General features: G+C 30.5%; 22 protein-coding genes and 1 tRNA gene. 8 read left to right on the plus strand and 15 right to left on the minus strand.

Annotated features, from left to right (window positions below; translation table 11 throughout):
• Positions 1–78 precede the first annotated feature (78 nt).
• The 8 genes from ABD766_RS03605 to xrtF form a co-directional block, all read right to left on the minus strand.
• Positions 79–747, minus strand: a complete 669-nt coding sequence (locus ABD766_RS03605; protein WP_298302409.1) for a DedA family protein — start codon at positions 745–747, stop codon at positions 79–81.
• A gap of 173 nt (positions 748–920) precedes the next feature.
• Entirely contained in the window at positions 921–1,262 is a 342-nt protein-coding gene (locus tag ABD766_RS03610) for a heavy-metal-associated domain-containing protein (protein WP_344815416.1), read from the minus strand.
• A 19-nt stretch (positions 1,263–1,281) separates the two neighbouring features.
• The gene (locus ABD766_RS03615; RefSeq protein ID WP_425556567.1) at positions 1,282–3,264 is read right to left on the minus strand and encodes a TonB-dependent receptor plug domain-containing protein; all 1,983 of its coding nucleotides are present in this window, start codon (positions 3,262–3,264) and stop codon (positions 1,282–1,284) included.
• 128 nt (positions 3,265–3,392) lie between these two features.
• The gene (locus ABD766_RS14945) at positions 3,393–3,812 is read right to left on the minus strand and encodes an HYC_CC_PP family protein (RefSeq protein ID WP_425556556.1); all 420 of its coding nucleotides are present in this window, start codon (positions 3,810–3,812) and stop codon (positions 3,393–3,395) included.
• Between the two features lie 52 nt (positions 3,813–3,864).
• Positions 3,865–5,220, minus strand: a complete 1,356-nt coding sequence (locus ABD766_RS03625; RefSeq protein WP_344815418.1) for an MBL fold metallo-hydrolase RNA specificity domain-containing protein — start codon at positions 5,218–5,220, stop codon at positions 3,865–3,867.
• A 2-nt stretch (positions 5,221–5,222) separates the two neighbouring features.
• Positions 5,223–6,053: an ATP cone domain-containing protein gene (locus ABD766_RS03630; protein WP_344815419.1), complete on the minus strand. Its 831-nt coding sequence runs from the start codon at positions 6,051–6,053 to the stop codon at positions 5,223–5,225.
• Positions 6,054–6,093: 40 nt separating this feature from the next.
• Positions 6,094–6,537: an exosortase F system-associated membrane protein gene (locus ABD766_RS03635; protein ID WP_298302395.1), complete on the minus strand. Its 444-nt coding sequence runs from the start codon at positions 6,535–6,537 to the stop codon at positions 6,094–6,096.
• The gene (gene xrtF, locus ABD766_RS03640; protein ID WP_344815421.1) at positions 6,512–7,069 is read right to left on the minus strand and encodes an exosortase family protein XrtF; all 558 of its coding nucleotides are present in this window, start codon (positions 7,067–7,069) and stop codon (positions 6,512–6,514) included. The genes ABD766_RS03635 and xrtF overlap by 26 nt, the downstream gene beginning before the upstream one ends.
• Positions 7,070–7,140: 71 nt before the next feature.
• On the opposite strand from xrtF, the gene ABD766_RS03645 reads away from it, so the two are divergent.
• From ABD766_RS03645 to ABD766_RS03660, 4 genes are all read left to right on the plus strand, one after another.
• Entirely contained in the window at positions 7,141–7,596 is a 456-nt protein-coding gene (locus tag ABD766_RS03645) for a GAF domain-containing protein (protein WP_344815422.1), read from the plus strand.
• A 155-nt stretch (positions 7,597–7,751) separates the two neighbouring features.
• Complete coding sequence (gene rpsO, locus ABD766_RS03650; protein ID WP_133533524.1) at positions 7,752–8,021, plus strand: 30S ribosomal protein S15; 270 nt, start codon at positions 7,752–7,754, stop codon at positions 8,019–8,021.
• Positions 8,022–8,165: 144 nt separating this feature from the next.
• Positions 8,166–10,316, plus strand: a complete 2,151-nt coding sequence (locus tag ABD766_RS03655) for a polyribonucleotide nucleotidyltransferase (protein WP_344815425.1) — start codon at positions 8,166–8,168, stop codon at positions 10,314–10,316.
• A 107-nt stretch (positions 10,317–10,423) separates the two neighbouring features.
• A complete protein-coding gene (locus ABD766_RS03660; protein WP_344815426.1) occupies positions 10,424–11,695 on the plus strand; it encodes a hypothetical protein in 1,272 nt (423 codons plus the stop codon).
• A gap of 206 nt (positions 11,696–11,901) precedes the next feature.
• On the opposite strand, the gene ABD766_RS03665 is transcribed toward ABD766_RS03660, so the two are convergent.
• Positions 11,902–12,555 carry a hypothetical protein gene (locus ABD766_RS03665; protein WP_344815427.1) on the minus strand — a complete coding sequence of 218 codons (654 nt, stop codon included), beginning with the start codon at positions 12,553–12,555 and terminating at the stop codon, positions 11,902–11,904.
• 3 nt (positions 12,556–12,558) lie between these two features.
• Positions 12,559–13,215, minus strand: a complete 657-nt coding sequence (locus ABD766_RS03670) for an LA_2272 family surface repeat-containing protein (RefSeq protein WP_344815428.1) — start codon at positions 13,213–13,215, stop codon at positions 12,559–12,561.
• A gap of 102 nt (positions 13,216–13,317) precedes the next feature.
• Between ABD766_RS03670 and ABD766_RS03675 the strand changes: the two genes are divergently transcribed.
• The 3 genes from ABD766_RS03675 to rpe all read left to right on the plus strand — a co-directional run bounded on the left by ABD766_RS03675 (position 13,318) and on the right by rpe (position 16,174).
• On the plus strand, positions 13,318–14,280 hold the full coding sequence (locus ABD766_RS03675; RefSeq protein ID WP_344815429.1) for a hypothetical protein: 963 nt from the start codon (positions 13,318–13,320) through the stop codon (positions 14,278–14,280).
• A gap of 83 nt (positions 14,281–14,363) precedes the next feature.
• On the plus strand, positions 14,364–15,227 hold the full coding sequence (locus ABD766_RS03680; protein WP_007804760.1) for a sigma-70 family RNA polymerase sigma factor: 864 nt from the start codon (positions 14,364–14,366) through the stop codon (positions 15,225–15,227).
• Between the two features lie 284 nt (positions 15,228–15,511).
• Positions 15,512–16,174, plus strand: coding sequence for a ribulose-phosphate 3-epimerase (gene rpe / locus ABD766_RS03685; RefSeq protein ID WP_344815430.1), 663 nt, complete (start codon positions 15,512–15,514; stop codon positions 16,172–16,174).
• A gap of 31 nt (positions 16,175–16,205) precedes the next feature.
• Here the strand turns inward: rpe and ABD766_RS03690 are convergent, their stop codons facing one another.
• A complete protein-coding gene (locus ABD766_RS03690; protein ID WP_344815431.1) occupies positions 16,206–16,625 on the minus strand; it encodes a CBS domain-containing protein in 420 nt (139 codons plus the stop codon).
• Between the two features lie 113 nt (positions 16,626–16,738).
• Here ABD766_RS03690 and ABD766_RS03695 point away from each other — a divergent pair, with 113 nt between their 5' ends.
• Positions 16,739–17,683 (plus strand): tRNA dihydrouridine synthase, encoded by a 945-nt coding sequence (locus ABD766_RS03695; protein WP_344815432.1) that lies wholly within the window; start codon positions 16,739–16,741, stop codon positions 17,681–17,683.
• Positions 17,684–17,749: 66 nt separating this feature from the next.
• Here ABD766_RS03695 and ABD766_RS03700 read toward each other — a convergent pair whose 3' ends face one another.
• The 4 genes from ABD766_RS03700 to ABD766_RS03715 all read right to left on the minus strand — a co-directional run bounded on the left by ABD766_RS03700 (position 17,750) and on the right by ABD766_RS03715 (position 20,274).
• Positions 17,750–18,625, minus strand: a complete 876-nt coding sequence (locus ABD766_RS03700) for a hypothetical protein (RefSeq protein ID WP_344815433.1) — start codon at positions 18,623–18,625, stop codon at positions 17,750–17,752.
• A gap of 121 nt (positions 18,626–18,746) precedes the next feature.
• Positions 18,747–19,544: a zinc-dependent peptidase gene (locus tag ABD766_RS03705; protein ID WP_344815434.1), complete on the minus strand. Its 798-nt coding sequence runs from the start codon at positions 19,542–19,544 to the stop codon at positions 18,747–18,749.
• 135 nt (positions 19,545–19,679) lie between these two features.
• A tRNA-Arg gene (locus tag ABD766_RS03710) sits at positions 19,680–19,753 on the minus strand.
• Positions 19,754–19,824: 71 nt separating this feature from the next.
• Positions 19,825–20,274 carry a GatB/YqeY domain-containing protein gene (locus ABD766_RS03715; protein WP_344815435.1) on the minus strand — a complete coding sequence of 150 codons (450 nt, stop codon included), beginning with the start codon at positions 20,272–20,274 and terminating at the stop codon, positions 19,825–19,827.
• Positions 20,275–20,502: the final 228 nt, after the last annotated feature.

A 20,502-nucleotide genomic window follows, 5' to 3' on the forward strand; every position in this document is an offset into this window, starting at 1 on the left:
AAAATACGAAGTACGAAGTAATAAAAATAAAAAATCCGTCTTGTTGAAGAACTTGACGGATTTTTTTATTTGATAAATTTAATTTCTCTTTTTCAAAAATTTCATTAAGACTGGAATTGTTGTTACTAAAACTATTCCAATTACAATATATTCTATGTAATGTTTTAAGTCAATATTAAACTGTGATAAGAACAATTCATACAAATAATGACCTGCAAAAATCATTGTGAACGACCAAAGCAGTGAACCTAAAATATTGTAAAACATGAACTTCTTTTTTTCCATTTCTACAATTCCAGCTACTACAGGAGCAAACGTTCTTACAACTGGTAAAAATCTTGCAAAAACAATTGCTTTTGTTCCGTACTTATCAAAAAAATCTTTTGATTGAAACAAATATTTTTTCTTAAAAAAGAAACTATCTTCTCTTTTAAACAAGTAACTTCCGCTTTTCTTTCCAAACCAATAACCTACCATATTTCCTACAATTCCCATTACTGAAACTAAAGCCGCTAAAAAAGAAACATCTAGAAAATCATTTCCTGTTGAGAAATCTTTCATCAATAACTGACTGTAAATTCCACATAAGAAAAGTAAACTGTCTCCAGGCAAAAAGAATCCTGCTAATAGTCCGGTTTCGGCAAATACTATAAATAAAACAACGTAAAGTCCAATTTTTATTCCACCAAATTCTAATAGAATATAAAATTCTGGGTTAAGTAGTTGTTTCCAATCAAAATCATTCATAAATGTGATAAATAAGTTAATTTAATTTGAGCACGTGAAAGTAACGATTATTTATTTATAAGGCAATCTTATTCGCTTTTTTGACTTAAATATAACATATATCCTCACTATTTTATAAATTCTAAAAAATCCAAAATAAAAACTCTCTAATTTCTTAGAGAGTTTTATTTGAACTATTTTCTTTCATATTTACAACACTCATGAAGATTTTCATATACTTCATCCGTAGCTTTTACTTCATCAGTATCATGACCAACATTAGCAATGGCTTTTTTAACATCTAAAATTGAACATTTCTCTTCATTAATTATTAAATGTAATGTATTGTCATCTAAATGATAATCGGCGCTTTTAACTCCTTTTACAGAAAAAGCGGCTTTCTCAATTCTTTTTTTGCACATTTCGCAATTGCCTCCTACCGCAATTTCGAATTTGGCATTTTTATTTTTTTTTTCTTGCGCCTGTGTTGAAAGTGTTACAAAAAGTAGCATCATTCCCATTAATATATTTTTCATATTTTAATATTTTTAATAATTATTTTATTTTAAATCTTAATCCTGCGTAAAACATTTGTCCAAAAATTGGAGCATATACTATTGAAGTATCAAAATTTGCTCCAAAAGGATTATGCTCTCCTATAATTGCATTGGTTTGTCTATAATTTCCAATATTTTCTCCACCAAAATACATTTCAAACGTTCTTGATTGTTGGACTGTAACCTGAATATTTAAAGTTGAAAAAGAAGGAGAGAATTCTGGTAATCTATCGTTAATAGGATTGGTAATTGTTGTTGGCAATTGTTGTTTACCAAGCCAGTTAATAGTTGCATCAAATCGCCATTGTTGACCTTGATCACTTATATTTGTTTCATATTCAATGTTTCCGAATAAACGATGTTTAGCTTGTAAAGGTCTCTGAAAAGTTCCAGATAAATAATCTGTTGCTATATCATAATATTTATAAGCTGTTCTTAAATTGAAATTTCTAATAATCTCATAATTAAAATCAATTTGTAGACTATTAGCATAAGAAGAACCTTTTAAATTATAGAATAATACTTGTTGTGGACTTTGCATCACATCAACTATAGCTTGATTTTGAAAATCGGTTCTGTAAAAATCTAAAGTCATGTCGGCACTTTTACCAAATAACGTGAAATTTTGAGTAAAGCTTATTCCGTAATTCCAAGCAATTTCTGGATTCAATCCGTATATTTTCCCATTTGAATCTAGTGTTGAAAAAACTCTTGAACTTCCAAACAATTGTTGATTTTCGGCATAAATATTTGCTGCTCTTTTCCCTCTTCCTGCAGAAAATCTGAAAACTGATTTTTCCCAAGGATTATATTTCACATGCAATCTTGGCGTAAAGAACACTCCTAACCTATTGTGATAATCCAATCGACCACCAAGTGTGTAACTTAATTTATTGAGATTGTCAAAATTATATTCAAAAAAAGCACCAACAGAATTATCAATTCTACTAACATCAATTAGGTTTACAAATTCGGCATATTTATCATAGGTAAAATTCAATCCTGTAGAAAATTTATGCATTGTATTATTAATGATGGAATTAAAAATTAAATTCGAATAATAACTTTGTTGTTTGATATTATACTGATTCAACCCAAAATATGAATCTTGATTATGGCTACTGAAAGCGTTTTGAAAACCAATACTTTGATAAGGCATATCTTTAAAAACATACCCGATTTTGGATGTAAAATCAAGTCGTTCAGTATTGATTTCAGAACCCCAATGATTGGTTGTTAGCTTATCAAACTTTGGATCAAAGTCATATTCTCCGGTTTGTTTTTCATCTTTCATAAATTTTATATTAAAAAATGAAACCCAACCTGTTTCTGGATTAGAATATTGCCAACGATTTGTAAAGTTTACTTGCTTCCCAATTGGATTATCAAGAAAATGATCATCGTTCATATCGTTTTTAGTAACACGTGCATTTCCGTGAACGAACAAACTTGTTGCCCATTTGTCGGAAATTTTTTTATTAAAATGTGTGTTTACTTCATAACGAGAATCGGTTGAACCATATACATTCAAAAAAAACGGAATGTCTTTAAGTGGCTTCAACAATTCAGTATTTATTTGACCCGTAATACTTTCGTATCCGTTGACAACACTTCCGGCACCTTTTGTAATTTGGATATTATCAACCCAAGTTCCTGGCGTAAATGATAAACCATATGCCTGAGAAGCACCTCTTACTGAAGGAATGTTTTCCTCTGTAATCATTAAATATGGTGAAGTTAAACCTAACATTTTTATTTGTTTGGTTCCTGTCAAAGCATCAGAAAAATTCACATCAATTGATGGATTTGTTTCAAAGCTTTCTGCCAAATTACAACAAGCTGCTTTAAGCAATTCTTTACTTGTAACTACAGAAGTATTGGCTGTTTTTGTAAGCGATTTTTTTATTCCTTTTTGCTTGATATCAATTTTTACTTCATCTAATTTTTCTTGTGAAAATGTAGCAGTAAAAACAAACAACATTAGGAATATTGTTATTTTTTTCATTTTATGCTGAATTTATTTCAGCATCTTTAGACACTGAAAATGATTAATATAAATTCTATTTGATTCTCAAAGAGGTCGAGAATCTGAACTGAATTCAGATTAAATCAAGCGTAAAAAGTGTATTGACAATAGAGTTGATACAATGGCGGCGCATTTGCATCACAGTAATAAGTAAGATATTGAGATTTTATACTACTTTCAACTGACTCAAAATAAATTTGTTTGAAAGAAGTTGTATACAAAAAGATATCAAAATCAAAAGAAATTGATTTAAATGCAAATTTTTCAGAGTTGTCTTTTAGATTTAATTCTTTGTCTGAGCAACACTTTTTGCCTGTAACTTCTTTTTTTGCACAACAAGATTTTTCCTCTATTACAGGCATCTCGCAAACTTCCTCATCAGAAAACACTGAAGATATTGCCGCTATTTTCTCGCCACAATAATGCACATTAAAAGCCAATCCTGAATTGGAAATTAACAGGAAGAAAGCTAAAAGTAACGCTATGTGCTTCTTTATTTGCATGGTGCAAAGTTAATCAATAGTAGGTAATTATCTGTAAAAGTTTGTTAAAAGTTTACAATTCAAACTCTTGTCCCATTAATGGAATAGAACAATTAAAGTCAAATCGCTCCTTAATTTTAATTCTAAGTTCATCTGCTGGCTGATTTTCTCCATGAACTAAAAACACTTTTGCTGGTTTACTATGCAATTCTGAAAGCCAATTCAATAAACCTTGTTGATCGGCATGAGCTGACAAACCTTCAATTTCAACAATATTTGCTTTTACATCATAATATTTTCCTCGAATTTTTATATCAGTAGCTCCATCTAATAATTTTCTTCCACGCGTTCCTTCTGCTTGATATCCAACAATAATTATTGTTGTTTCTATTAAACTAATGTATCGTTCTAAATAACTTAAAACTCTTCCTCCTGTTATCATTCCACTTGCAGCGATAACAACTTTTGGTTGTTTATCATAAATCATGTTTATTGTTTCTTGATAATCCGAGTTCATAAAAAACATTTTACACATTGCAACACAATCTTCATCAGATAGTTTGTGCCACTTTTTATTGTTTTCAAAAACATCCAAAACGCTAATTCCCATTGGAGTATCAATAATATAGGGAATATTTGGAATTCTATCTTCCTCTTTTAATTGCCAAAGTAAGTACATAATAGTTTGAGCACGTTCTACAGCAAAACTCGGAATTATTACTGTTCCTCCTTTAGAATATGTATTATTTATATATGCTTCGAGTAGTGACTTTACATCTTCTTCTGGATGAATTCTATTTCCATAAGTACTCTCTAAAAAAATATAATCTGCTTTTTTTGGTTTAGTTGGTGCATACATTAATACATCATCATCACGACCAATATCTCCAGAAAAAACTAAGGTTTTGCCTTCTAAAACTAAAGTAATAGAGCAAGCACCAAGGATATGTCCTGCATTAGTAAAAACAGCAGAAATTTCAGCATCTAAACTAATCGTTTCATTTTCTTTTATAATTCTAAAATATGGAAAAACACTTTCTGCATCATCAATATTATATAAAGGTTCAGCAATTTCGTGTTTTGAATATTTACCTTCATTAGCTCTATTTGCATCTTCCTCTTGAATTTTAGCACTGTCTAATAAAATTAATTTTGTGATATCTTTAGTTGGACTCGTACAATAAATTTTACCTTTAAATCCTTGATTAACCAATCTTGGCAACCAGCCACAATGGTCTAGATGGCCGTGGGTCAGCAAAACAAAATCTATTGTTGATGGCAAAATAGGAAGTGGTTCCCAATTGAGTTCTCGCAATGGTTTTATTCCTTGAAATTGACCACAATCCACTAAAACTCTAACTCCATTGCTTTCTATTAATGTTTTAGAACCTGTTACAGTTCCAGCACCACCTAAGAATGTTACTTTCATAATTATAAATATTTACATAATTCTGTGACTTCTTTTAAAACATTTTTTATTCTATTAGAACTTAATCCTATTCGCTCTAAACTCTCAGAATTATTAATTAAATCTATTGCCAAAATAATCCCCAAAATCAACAACTTGTCTTTTTCTACCAATGAAAGAGTTGTCAAACAAGTTATAGGATATAGTTTTTTGTTATCGATTTTTGATCGTAAATTATCATTTTTGGGGAAATCCCAACTCAACATGTTTATCCCCGAACAATTTCCGAAAGTAATTGCATCTGCGCTAAATCTATTGTTGGTAACTAGCCAACATTTTGAAATTTTATCATTATTTGTAAAAATAGAATGTTTTCTATCTTTCAAATCGTTAAATCTAGACAGAATATACATTGGAACTTTTACATCAGAAATCGCATCCCTTCCAGCATGAAACTTACATTCAATCATGCTGAATTCATCATTTTTTTTAACAATAACATCTATTTCATGGGAAACACATTTTCCTTGAAGAGTTTGATTTGTAATGGTTTTATAATCCTCAAATGCAAAAAGTCTAGCAACATACTTTTCAAAGAAAAATCCAGCTGGACCAAGCATTTGTATTGCAGGTCTTAAATTATACTGAGCTGCATGAGAATTAGATGCTTTCTTAAGCAATCCAAAAGCCATTTTATAGATTTGTTTGGTTGGAATCCCATCATAAATCTGGCCTTTTATTTCGTTTAAAATACCATTAACAATCGAAGAATCTGCGCCTGATTTTAATAAAGATTTTTTAAGTTTATCAGGTTCAAAATCAACGACATCTCCAGAATGTTTTATTACTTTCATTGTTTATTATTTACCTACATAAAGGTACAAAAAATTACAACTACTTCATTTTTTTCTGATAATAAAAAGCTGGAATAAAGAGCATTATAAAAATTGGTTGAATAATAAATCTTCTAATGTAAAAAAGATTCATTTTATTAGTTTCTCCAAATTTTAATAGAACAAAAAAGAAACTCACCATTAAAATGATTCCCAAAATAGAATACAGAAAAATGGAAAACTTAATGATTTTTGCATCATTAAAAATCAACCGAAGTAATCCCAAGGAAATAATGGAGTTTAAATAAAATCTAAATCCTAAACTAAAAAATAATTTTATTACATCAATTTTAGGCAATGGTAGATTATTATAATTCAATTTAAAATAATCTAAAAATGGATCATAAAAAATTGTGTCTTCAAATGCTCTAATGGCAATTAGAAGAATAATCAAAAACAAAACAGCCGACAACTTCAGCTTATTTTTTAATAGATTTTGTAGCATAAGAAGAATATTTATTAACCCAAATCACCCAAAGTAAAAAAACAATTCCGTAAATAAATAGTGGAAAGATTACACCATGCAAAATATGCTCATACTCCGGAAAATGAAATATTGCCATACAAAGTAATGTAATTCGCAACACATTAAACAAGTGAATCATTATTGTTCCTATTAATATAAAAACTAAAGTTTGCTTTAATCTTCCAGTAAATGCAATTACAAAACTTATAAATAAAATCACAACACTCACAGCATTACAACCTTCGATGATTCTTGCAACCCATTTATCATGATAAAAAAGTTTTACACTTGCTTCTTTCAAATTGGGCATAGTATAGGAGTTATCATCAAAAACTGAAAGCAACATTTGAGATTGATTAGCGACAATTTGTGTAATTTTATCTACCTCAAAATTCTTTTGATCAAATTGATTTAAATAACTTTGATACAGAAGCGTTAACACCAAATAGGAGAGCAAAAACTTAGTTAAGAAAACTAAAAATGGTTTAAACTGAATAATGTATTCTTTCAAAATATAATTTTTAACAAATTTTAGGTAAAAGTAAGAAATTGCATTGGTTACTTTTGCAAAAAAAATAGAATATGAAATTTGATGAATTAAAACCAGAAGTGATTAGCATTCTGTCAAGTGAAAATGCTGATAGAGATGAAAAACTTAAAAATCTTTGCCAATTTTTATCAGATAATGTTGATTATTATAATTGGGTTGGATTTTACTTTGCCAATCACGAAAACAAAACTTTACATCTTGGACCTTATGTTGGTGCCGAAACAGATCATACTGTAATTCCATTCGGAAAAGGAATATGTGGTCAAGTAGCAGAATCGAATGCCAATTTTGTAGTTCCAGATGTTGCAGCTCAAGATAATTATATTGCTTGTAGCTTTACAGTTAAGTCTGAAATTGTAGTGCCGTTGTTTGTAAACGGAATCAATATTGGACAAATAGACATTGATAGTCATGTGATTGACCCATTTACAGAAAAAGACGAACGTTTTTTAGAATTTGTGAATACTGAAGTGGCAAAGCTTTTTTAAAAGTTGGATGCTAGATGTTGGATGTTAGATGCTGGGAGATTATTTTTTGGGATTTGGAATTTAAAAGATTGGATTTTTAAAATTTAATTTTATCTTTGCACACGAATTAGGAAAATCCTTTTTCATACATAATAATCATTTAATATAATATTGGAATGTATTTAAGTAAAGAAACAAAAGCTGAAATCTTCGCTAAACACGGAGGAAAAGCTGAAAACACTGGATCTGCTGAAGGGCAAATCGCATTGTTCACATTTAGAATCTCTCACTTAACTGAGCACTTGAAAAAAAATCGTCACGATTACAACACTGAGCGTTCGTTAGTTCTTTTAGTAGGTAAAAGAAGAAGTCTTCTAGACTACTTGAAGAAAAAAGATATCAACAGATATCGTGAGATTATTAAAGAATTAGGTATTAGAAAATAATACATATCTTAAAGAGGTGCTTGCGCGCCTCTTTTTGTTTTATAATATAAATAAGAAAAGTTTCGGTTTTTCATTGGGTTACAGACAACTACTACACAACAACTACAACACAACTAACCTAATAGTTTAAACGAATTAAATTTTATGATTCCAAAAGTAACCCAAGAAACAATCGATTTAGGTGATGGAAGATCTATCACAATCGAAACAGGTAAATTAGCAAAACAAGCCGATGGTTCGGTTGTTGTAAGATGTGGCGACTGTATGCTTTTAGCTACAGCTGTATCAGCAAGAACTTCAAACCCAGCAGTTGACTTTTTACCTCTTACGGTAGATTACCGTGAAAAATTTGCAGCAGCTGGACGTTTTCCAGGTGGTTTTTTCAAAAGAGAAGCTCGTCCTAGTGACAGTGAAGTATTAACAATGCGTCTTGTTGACCGTGTTTTACGTCCGCTTTTCCCAGACGATTATCATGCTGAAACACAGGTGATGATTCAATTAATGTCTCACGATGACAATGTTATGCCAGATGCATTAGCAGGTTTAGCAGCATCAGCAGCATTAGCAGTTTCAGACATTCCTTTTTACAATTTAATTTCTGAAGTACGTGTTGCACGTGTAGATGGTAAATTTGTAATCAACCCAAGTAGAACTCAATTAGAATTATCTGACATCGACATGATGATTGGTGCTTCATTAGATTCTGTTGCGATGGTTGAAGGAGAAATGAAAGAAATCTCTGAAGCAGAAATGGTTGAAGCAATTAAATTTGCTCACGAAGCTATCAAAGTTCAAATTCACGCTCAATTGCGTTTACAAGAAGCATTTGGCAAAAAAGAAACTCGTACATACGAAGGTGAAAAAGAAAATGAAGAAATCTACAAAAAAGTAAAAGCTGCAGCATACGATAAAATCTATGCTATTGCTAAAGTAGGTTCGGCTAAACACGAAAGAAGTGCTGCATTCGCTGAAGTAAAGGAAGAAGTAAAAGCTTTATTTACAGAAGAAGAATTAGCTGCTGACGGAGATTTAGTATCTAAATACTTCTATAAAACCAATAAAGAAGCAGTTCGTAACGTAATTCTTGAATTAGGAATTCGTCTTGACGGAAGAAAAACTACAGAAATCAGACCAATTTGGTGTGAAACTGACTATTTACCTTCTGTTCACGGTTCTTCATTATTTACACGTGGTGAAACTCAAGCTTTGGCAACAGTTACTTTAGGAACATCTAGAGAAGCTAACCAAATTGATTCACCATCAGAACAAGGAGAAGAAAAATTCTACTTACATTATAATTTTCCACCATTTTCAACTGGAGAAGCTAAACCTTTAAGAGGAACTTCAAGAAGAGAAGTTGGTCACGGAAACTTAGCACAACGTGCTTTAAAAAACATGATTCCTGCAGATTGTCCTTATACAATTAGAATTGTATCTGAAGTTTTAGAATCTAACGGTTCGTCTTCTATGGCTACAGTTTGTGCTGGAACAATGGCTTTGATGGATGCTGGAGTTCAAATGGTAAAACCAGTTTCTGGAATTGCTATGGGATTAATTACAGATGGTCAAAATTTTGCAGTTCTTTCTGATATCTTAGGTGATGAAGATCACTTAGGAGATATGGACTTTAAAGTAACTGGAACAAAAGACGGAATCACTGCTTGTCAAATGGATATCAAAATTGAAGGATTGAGATACGACATTATGGAACAAGCTTTAGGTCAAGCTCGTGATGGACGTATGCATATTTTAGAAAAAATTACAGAAACTATTGCTACACCAAGAACTGATGTTAAAAAACACGCTCCAAAAATCATCACAAGAACAATTCCTGGTAACTTTATTGGTGCTTTAATTGGACCTGGTGGAAAAGTAATTCAAGAATTACAAAAAGCTACTGGAACTACAATTGTTATTAACGAAGTTGACGAGCAAGGTGTTGTTGAAATCCTTGGAACAGATCCTGATGGAATTGCAGCAGTTTTAGCTAAAATTGACTCAATTATCTTTAAACCAGCAATGGGTGAAGCTTATGAAGTGAAAGTAATTAAAATGTTAGATTTTGGTGCTGTTGTAGAATACACAGCTGCTCCAGGAAATGAAGTTTTATTACACGTATCTGAATTAGCTTGGGAAAGAACAGAAAATGTTTCTGATGTTGTAAATATGGGCGATGTGTTTATGGTGAAATATTTAGGTGTTGACCCAAAAACTAGAAAAGAAAAAGTTTCTAGAAAAGCCCTTTTACCAAGACCTCCAAGAGAAGAGAAAAAAGACGAAGCTCCGAAAGCATAATCTTTAAAATTTTAATACTTTAAAACCTTGAAAAACTAATTTTCAAGGTTTTTTTATTTTTACACGCAACCTTTTCCTTTTTTTCGCATCTATAAAATAAAAAAAATATGAAAATCTTTACAAGACTTACAGTTGCGATTCTAATAGTACTGTTTTCAAGTTGTGAAAATGAACCTGTAGAAATTCTAAAAGACACACTTCGCAAAGAAGATGAACTATTTAAACTAATTAGAAATATTGTTACAATTGGTGACAATCCTATAGAAAACAACATATGTGTTGATTTTATATATCCAATGGTTGTGATAAAATATGATCAATATATTAATCCTATTCAGACCATAACATTGTATAACGACAATCAGTTTGAACAACTTTTGAATCAATTAAATCAAAATCAATCTGTAAGTATAAGTTATCCTATTGAAACGACTCTACCTGATGGAACAAGTATAAGTATTAATAATGATGAAGAATTAAAAAAATCATTATTATCATGTGAAGATCAAAATTTAATTAGTTATTGTTCAGGAATGTTAAAAAACCCTGTAACATGTATCTATGAAATACCATACATAGAAGAAGAATTAAATAATGATTATGCAGGTGCGGTTATATTTGTAAATGAAGATTTTACCATAACATTATTTCATTTAAACAATAATTATGTTGGCACATGGAATGTATTAAAAGTAAATAACATACTTCATGTTAATATTAATCTTGATGGCACTTCTGCTGTTGCACAATATTGGAATCATAATTATCGAATTGCAGATATAAATGAAGATTATCTTATTTTATCAACCTCAACACAAACCAGAAAACTAAAACTAAAATGTTCTAATTTATTAGATTATGAAATAGGTGATGTAGGACCAGCAGGAGGAATAATTGCTTATGATAAAGGAGAATTTACTAATGGTTGGCGCTATATTGAAGTTGCACCTAATGATTTAACTGGGCAAGAAGAATGGGGTTGCATTAATTCTGAAATTGTAAATGCTCAATTTGATCTTGTTGGAGCTGGACATCAAAACACCATAGCGATTGCAAATCGACATAAAAACTTAATTAATTATTTCACAAACCCAAGTGTGTGTAGCGCTTTTAATAATGGGACAGTTTGTGCCATTTCCTCTTTAAATGAAATTATTGCTAATAAAAGAGATTGGTTCATACCTTCATTAGAAGAACTCCAGTTACTTTATACTAATTTACACTTAAATGGAATTGGTAATTTCTCTACTGGTTACTATTGGAGTTCCTCTGAAGGAAGTTTATCTGAATCAAAAGCTGTAAATTTTAATACAGGTGGATCTTTTCTATTAAGTAAAAATGCACCAAATATAAATACCAGATTAATTAGAATATTTTAATTTTATCGAACAATCATTTAAAATTAAGTTCAACTTCGAACCAATGTTAAAATATCAATTTAAAAATAATCAGAATGACATTAAAACGAGTCCTTTCAACTTCAATATTTTAATCGGAATTGAATTCAATATTTTCAATAATTAATAGTTATTTGATTTAGTTTGCAAACCCCAATTCATTTAGTTGAGTTGGGGTTTTTAATTTATTAAAATTTATAGCTAAACTGAAAAGACAAGCTGCTATTACCAAAATCATTATCAATCCTTTTTGAAAACCAATTGTAGGGTGTAAAATTATAAATAACTTGAACTCCAATTCTGTTTGATGTAATAGAAACTCCTTGAGCGGCATACAAACAGCTCAAAGCTTTGGTATTTGTATCAATGCGATATGTTAGATTTCCGTTTTCATCGGTATAATATCCACTTTCGTTCTCAGGATTTTCCTTGTCTTCAAAAGAAAAAAAACTAGCTCCAAAGGTAGAACTCCACTCTATCGTTGCGCTTTTTTGAAAAATAGTAAAACGATATAGTTTATTCATTCTAAAAGCTACCATAACACTAATACCTTTTGGCTTGACATTAAAAACTGAATCTTTACCACGATAGACAAAACTATTTTTTATGGTTGGCACCACTATAGTAAAACCTAAATCTAATAAATCGTTGTGTTCAATTCTTGTTCTATACCAAAAACCGTATTGCTGAGAGACATCAATTTTGGATTGTAAATTTCCCAAGGGTATTAAAATTCCGGTTTCAAATTTATATCGCTCATATTTTGTGGTATCTTTTACAAACTCTTGGGCGTTAGAGTTAATACAAATAAAAATTAAAATGATATTTATTATTGTTCTCATAACTTACCAATTTAAAAAAGGCATCGACCTTTTACTATTTATATTCCACAAACCAATTTGCAATCCTTTCTGCTTTTTGGTTTTATTTATAACGCCAAGTTGAACTCCATAAAAATTTTCAGTTTTATTAAATACTCCAATTTGCAATCCGTTATTAATTTCAGAATAATTACTAAAAGACACGAATAATCCGTTAGATTTTTTTGAATAATTTAGAAGAAAACTTCCATGAATACCATTCATATTTGTTGCATAATTATAAAATCCATTCAATGAAATTCCATTACAAGAATGACTTGTACTAAACAAAGACAACTGTAAACCATTGTATACAATATCTTCATTCTGATTAGAATGGCCAGAACTGAGACTAATACCGTTAATTGTTGCTGTTGATGACTCAGAAAAACCTCTTCTAGATGGATCATCAAACATAAGTATAAAGATAGATAGCGGATTAATTTCGATGTTTAATCCATTAATTTGGCTTAATGTATTTTCGTCACCCATATTAATACCTAAACCAATAGCTATTCCGTTAACCCTTATATCCTTATTACTTCTAGGAGTTAAACTAAAAACCGTTGAACTAATAGAATCATTTTGTGAAAAAACTGATAACGAAACCAGAAATAGAAAAATCAAAAATCTTTTTTTCATAATAATAGTTTTAAAATTATAGTTCAAAACTATTGCGATTAATACAAGTGTATTGGCGATATTTAATAAATAAAATTTATATATTTGTGATTATCGCAAATTATGACGAATCAAGAACTACTTTTAAAAGAAATTAGAAAGCACCTTTCAAGTTCAGCTTCCTTAAATGATGAAATTTCTGCTATTCTAAATAGTAGTTATGATGCCGCACACCGAAGAGTTTCGGGCAAGAGTAAATTTTCTATTGATGAAACATTGCTATTGGCAAATCATTTTAATATTTCGCTAGACAAATTATTTTTAAAAAACGATAAAGTAATTGTTGAAAAAACCATAGAAATAACTTCGATAAAAGACATGCTTTCGTATTTTAAAAAATCGGCTGAGCGTATTGAACAATTGGCAACAACCGAAAAAGCAACTTTATATTATTCTGCTAAGGATATTCCGCTATTTTATTTTATGGAAGGAACTATAATGTCAAAATTTAAAGCCTACGTTTGGTTGACGTTGTTAAATCCGAATCAATCTAACGTATCTTTTGAGAACTTTGTTATTGACGAATCGTTTATGGAACACACGCATAAATTGAAAAAAATATATGAAAAAGTTACTGTAAAAGAAGTTTGGAACGATACAACAATCAACAGTAGTTTGCAACAAATATTATATTTTTACGAATCTGGCTTGCTGAATTTTAAAAATGCAACAGCATTGTATTTAGATTTAAAACGGATTTTGAATTTGATAAAAGACAAATCAAACAAATCTAATTCGAATTATTCTATATACTACAATGAGTTGATTTTGTTGAATAATAATATGCTTATTGAAACTGAAGAAAAGCTCACGATGTTTATTCCTTATACATTGTTAGGCTATTTTATTACTGACAACAAAGAAAGTTGTAAAAATGTGCATCAGTTTTTTAATCAGCAAATTCTAAATTCTAAAGCATTGAACCAATCTGGAATTAAGGAACAAAATTTGTTTTTTAATCGTGCCAACCGAAAAATTGATTATTATATAGAACGATTAAACAATCAGGTTGATTTACTTTTTTAAAAATTATTAATGATTTTGTAACTTTTTTGTAACTCATAACGTATAATTACCTGAACACTTTAAAGTAAAGGAGAAAAATATACATGAGACAACTTAAAATCACCAAGCAGGTAACTAATCGTGAAACTGCTTCTTTAGACAAATACTTACAAGAAATTGGTAAAGTTGACCTTATTACTGCTGATGAAGAAGTAGAATTGGCACAACGTATCAAAGCTGGTGACCAACGTGCTTTAGAAAAATTGACTAAAGCTAACTTACGTTTCGTGGTTTCTGTAGCAAAACAATATCAAAATCAAGGTTTAACACTTCCTGATTTAATTAATGAAGGAAATCTTGGTTTGATTAAAGCTGCACAACGTTTTGATGAAACTCGTGGTTTCAAATTCATTTCTTATGCGGTTTGGTGGATTCGTCAATCGATTCTTCAAGCGCTTGCAGAGCAATCTCGTATCGTTCGTTTGCCATTAAATAAAATTGGTTCTATCAATAAAATCAACAAAATGTATGCTTTATTAGAGCAATCTAATGAAAGACCACCTTCTGCTGAAGAAATTGCAAAAGAACTTGATATGACAGTAAATGATGTAAAAGAGTCAATGAAAAACTCTGGTCGTCACTTATCAATGGATGCACCTCTTGTTGAAGGAGAAGATTCTAACCTTTATGACGTATTACGTTCTGGTGAATCTCCAAATCCTGATAGAGAATTAATTCACGAATCATTACGTACAGAAATTGAGCGTTCGTTAGAAACTTTAACTCCAAGAGAAGCAGACGTAGTTCGTTTGTATTTTGGATTAGGCGATCAACATCCTATGACTTTAGAAGAAATTGGAGAAACTTTTGACTTAACTCGTGAGCGTGTGCGTCAAATTAAAGAAAAAGCAATCCGTAGATTAAAACATACATCAAGAAGTAAAATCTTGAAAACATATCTTGGATAAATTCCAAAAATAAAATTCCAAATTCCAATTGTTGGGATTTGGAATTTAAAAATTTGAAATTTCCATAAAAGCAACAACAGTTTCAAAACTGTTCGTTTTTTGATTGATGATTGAAACTCCGGCTGATTACCGGAGTTTTGTTTTTTAATCTGAACTCGTTTCAGATTCTATTGAACTCGTTTCAGATTCTCAACAAAGTAGTTTCAGATTCTTTAAATATAATTTACCTTTGCAAGTACAAAAGAATTTGAAATAAATTCAGAATAAACAACACCAACTACAAAATGAAAAACACTTTAATTGCACCATCAGTTCTTGCTGCTGATTTTGCCAACTTACAACGCGACATCGAAATGATTAACAATTCTGAGGCCGATTGGTTTCATATTGATATTATGGATGGTGTTTTTGTTCCGAATATTTCTTTTGGAATGCCAGTTTTAGAAGCTATTTCTAAACATGCTAAAAAAACAATCGATGTTCACTTAATGATTGTTGATCCTGACAGATACATTAAAACTTTCGCTGATTTAGGTTCGAATATACTAACAGTTCACTATGAAGCTTGTACGCATTTACACAGAACATTACAAGCTATAAAAGCCGAAGGAATGAAAGCTGGAGTTGCTTTAAATCCTCATACCAATGTAAGTTTACTTGAAGATGTGATTAAAGACATTGACATGGTTTGCATAATGAGTGTAAATCCAGGTTTTGGTGGACAATCATTTATTGAAAACACCTATAAAAAAGTAAGACAACTAAAAGAGATTATAACTAGAAACAATGCCTCAACTATCATTGAAATCGATGGTGGTGTAACTAGTAAAAATGCTGTTCAATTAGTCGAAGCTGGCGCAGATGTTCTAGTCGCAGGAAATTTTGTTTTTAAAGCCGAAAATCCGCCAGAGACAATTTCTGAATTAAAGAAAATGACTTCTATATAAATTATAAATGCTCCAATTGGAGCATTTATTTTTAGTATTGGTCTATTAAATACTTTATTAAATCGGTTGTGGTTACAATTCCTACCAAAAGTTCATCGAGAACCACTGGCAAAGCATGAAACTCTCTTTTAGACAATATTTCTGCTACTTCTTTTATTGTGGTGTCTGGAGAAACTTTTACTAAATTTCTTGCCATAACTTGCTCCACAGAAAACATATTGTAAACGGTTACATCAACTTCTAATTCATCATCGTCAATAGCATCTGCAAAGGAAATTCGCAATAAATCGGTGTAGCTTAACATCCCAACAATATGATTTCCACTAACAACAGGAATATGTCTGATATGATGTTTTTTAAATAAACTTTCTGCTTTTGTTAAATCATCCGTTAGATTTAACTTTATAACATTTGATGTCATTATGCTTGACACTGGTACATTTTTTTTCATAATCAAATGACTTTAAAATAATTAATTAAAGTTACCACTTGATACAAAATATAAATATGACAAAAATCAGATAGTTGATAAAAGATTATTAAGTTTGCACAACATCAAATTTCATGAGTTATACCTTATTATCTTCGCCCTTACAAGGATTTACCGACTTTCGTTTTAGAAATGCTCAAAACAAGTATTTTGGCGGAATTGACACTTTCTATTCGCCTTACATTCGCTTGAACGGAAAACTAGTTATTAAGTCATCTTATGAGCGTGATTTACTTCCTGAAAACAATAACACGCTAGAATGCATTCCGCAAGTGATAACTAACGATGCAGACGAATTTTTATTTGTTGCAAAATATGTTCAGGAATTAGGTTATAAGGAATTAAATTGGAATTTAGGTTGTCCTTATCCGATGGTAACAAAATGTGGAATGGGTTCGGGATTGATAAAAGAATCCGAAAAAATAGATGCCATACTTAATAGAGTTCATTCGGAATCTGACATTATTGTTTCTATGAAAATGCGATTGGGTTATGATACTACAGATGAAATTCTAGATGTTTTACCAATTCTTGACAAGTATCCAATTAAAAATATTGCCATTCACGCTCGTATTGGAAAACAACTTTACAAAGGTGGCGTTCATCTTGATGCTTTTCAAAAATGTATTGACACTACTAAACACAAACTATATTACAATGGCGATATTACTTCGGTAGCAAAGTTTAGAGAAATGCAAGAATTATTTCCTACCATTGACCATTGGATGATTGGAAGAGGATTAATTTCAGATCCTTTTTTACCAAGTATGATTAAAGAAAACACTTTAGAATATCCTAAAAACAAAATGGAATTATTTAGTGATTTTCACGAAACACTTTATCAAGGCTATAGCGAATCATTATCTGGTGCAACTCATATTTTATTGAAAATGCACCATTTGTGGGAATACTTTTCTACCACTTTTGATAATCCGCATAAAGTTGAAAAAAATATTAGGAAAGCAAAAAGCATTCGAAATTATGAAGAAACCGTGAAAGCTGTTTTTAAAAATGGTTGATTTTTAAGTTGGTAGTTTATTGGGTTTCTATCAAATGTCAAACTTTAACTCCGAGTTAATTTGGTCTTATTTTCTAGTTTTTAAATCAGAAATAATGTATTGATATAAATCACCTCCACCAGTTTTTTTATCAATTTCATCAGCTATAAATAAGGTGTTATTGTCCTTAAAGCAAATGGCTTCTTTTTGAGAAAAATTATCAAGTTGATAGGATGTTACTTTTCCTTCAAAGAAATTATCACCATTAAAATTTTCGAAAACCCAAACGGTATCATGACCTAAAATGGCCACTTTTTTATGGTCTTGACTTATTGCAGCACTTGTAATTACGCAAGAATCATAATCGCTACAAGTTTTAAATTTTCCAAGTAAAACGGCTTGATGATTTCCAGGAATATTTGGAATTTTATACAGAAAAGTTGTTCCGTCAAAATTTTTACTTCTGTTTTTTGTTACCAAATAAAAGTGGTTGTCCATTTCGAAAAAACCTTCGCAATCATAAAATAATTCCTTTTTATTAGGCGGAAAATCGGTTTGTTCAGGATAATTAAATGTGATGGAATAATCTGATGCTACTTCGGATTTCCCAAGGTTTTCATTATTTATTTTAAAAATCGACAAGTCTTTTCGGTCGTTATCATTATTTCCAAAATCTCCGACATATAAATTTCCTTTGCTGTCAGAAGTAATATCTTCCCAATCGTTGTTTACAGCGTTAGTTATTGTAATTGTTTGTAAAGCTTCTCCATTTTGGTCAATTCCGTATATTTTATTAGGATTTCCGCTATCTTGGATTGCCCAAATTAAATCAGAATTAGGCACTGTTTTTATTCCAGAAACTTCCTTAATTTTTTTAGGAAATGAGAATAACAAAGCTTCTTTTTTAGTTGCAGTTGTACAAGAAACAAAAGCCAAAAGCAATAAATAATTTACTATTTTCATATGTTTAAATTTTATTTTTTAGAGGTAACATATGGTATCACCTTTTTAATAATTGTTGTTTGTTTGCAACAAACTTGTTGTTTGTGGTGATTTCATATGTTTAAATTTTAATTTAATAAAGCTAGTGCTTATGATTCAACATTTTGCTTACATTTTCGAAAAGTTTTGGAAATTCTTGTTTGAATAAATGAGGTGATTCAAAATAATGTTCGATAATAACAGCTAAAAATTCAAAATGATTAGTGTAAGCGTAAATTCTGAAATAATCTGAATTTACTAATCGTTCTTTATTGGCAGGATACTCAACTTCTCTTCGAATTCTATCATACATTCTTGAAAAAATTATGGCACTTGTGTCTTGACTGTTCATGCCATGAAAATGAAGCACGTGAGCAAATTCGTGGATTCCGAGATTTAAATTATCGTTTTTAATTTCGTAACCAGCTTTAAAATCTTCCCATGAGAAAACAATAGCTTTCATTCGCGGATTGAATTCACCTTTGTGATAAGCATCGTTAATTTCTGAGTAATAAACCGATGGATAAACGATTACTTTATCAATATTGGTGTACAAATAATTTCTCAAACCGAAGGTTAACATTACAGACGTCGAGGCAATCAAAACCTGAACTTCATCAGTTATAATAAAATCTTCTTTACCTATGAATTCATATCGTTCTATAAAAGTTGCAACTCGATGTTCGAAGTATTTTTTCTTTTTATCTGAGAGTGAATTGTAATAATCAAATTGCTTGTTTAAAACATAAGATTGATTAGCATCCAATGTTTTTAAAGTTGGATAAAAATGAATGTAAAATGGTTTATTGAAAAGCACACCATATTTTTCCTCGATTACTGAGTAAACAACAAAGAAAAAAAATGCTGCTACTCCAGCAAAAAGAAGGTATAATATAATCAAATGATTCTTTGTTTTTGTGACCACGGAAGGATTGACTTCGTCCAACCTTAAAGCTCCGCTTTAAAAATGATTTATTCTACAAAAAGACACTTCAAGCAAGCTTGGTATCTTTTTCTAAAATAAATCATTCATTCGTGACCGCGGAAGGATTCGAACCCTCAACCCTCAGAGCCGAAATCTGATATTCTATCCAGTTGAACTACGCAGCCAATTTAGTAAAAAGTGATTAGTGAAAAGTGAATAGCTAATTACTAATCACTTTTTACTAATTACTTATAAATTAAACTAATAATTTTTTAACAATAGCTGAAATAGTTTTTCCTTCTGCTTGTCCGCCGATTTGTGCTGAGGCTAATCCCATTACTTTTCCCATTGAAGCGATTCCTGATGCTCCAGTTTCTGCAATGATTTTAGAAACGATAGCTTCTACTTCAGCTTCTGAAAGTTGTGCTGGAAGGAATTGCTCTATTACAGTAATTTGTGCTAATTCTGGTTCAGCTAAATCAGGACGGTTTTGTGTTTTATAAATTTCGGCGCTATCTTTTCTCATTTTTACAAGTTTCTGTAAAATTTTGATTTCGTCAGCTTCTGAAATTTCTTCTTTTGAACCTGTTGCAGTTTGTGCTAACAATAATTCTGATTTGATAGCTCTTAATGCTTCCAATGCCACTGTATCTTTAGAACGCATGGCATCTTTCATTACGTCCATTATTTTTGATTGTAAACTCATTTTATATTAGATTTTTGATATTAGATATTAGATTTTATTCAAATGGATTGCTTATTAGCCCTGATTGGAACAAGTATCCTTTTATTTTGTTGCATTCGAGAACCTCAGGCAACAAAATAAAAGATACTGTGGAAAGCAGGAAAATGGATTACAAAAATGCGCAAACCATTCGCTACTGAAATTCTTCAGCATGCATCCAAAAAGCCACACAAAGGTAAAAAAAATAAC

Origin of the sequence: Flavobacterium cheonanense (assembly GCF_039539185.1) — a bacterium.
Lineage (GTDB): Bacteria > Bacteroidota > Bacteroidia > Flavobacteriales > Flavobacteriaceae > Flavobacterium > Flavobacterium cheonanense.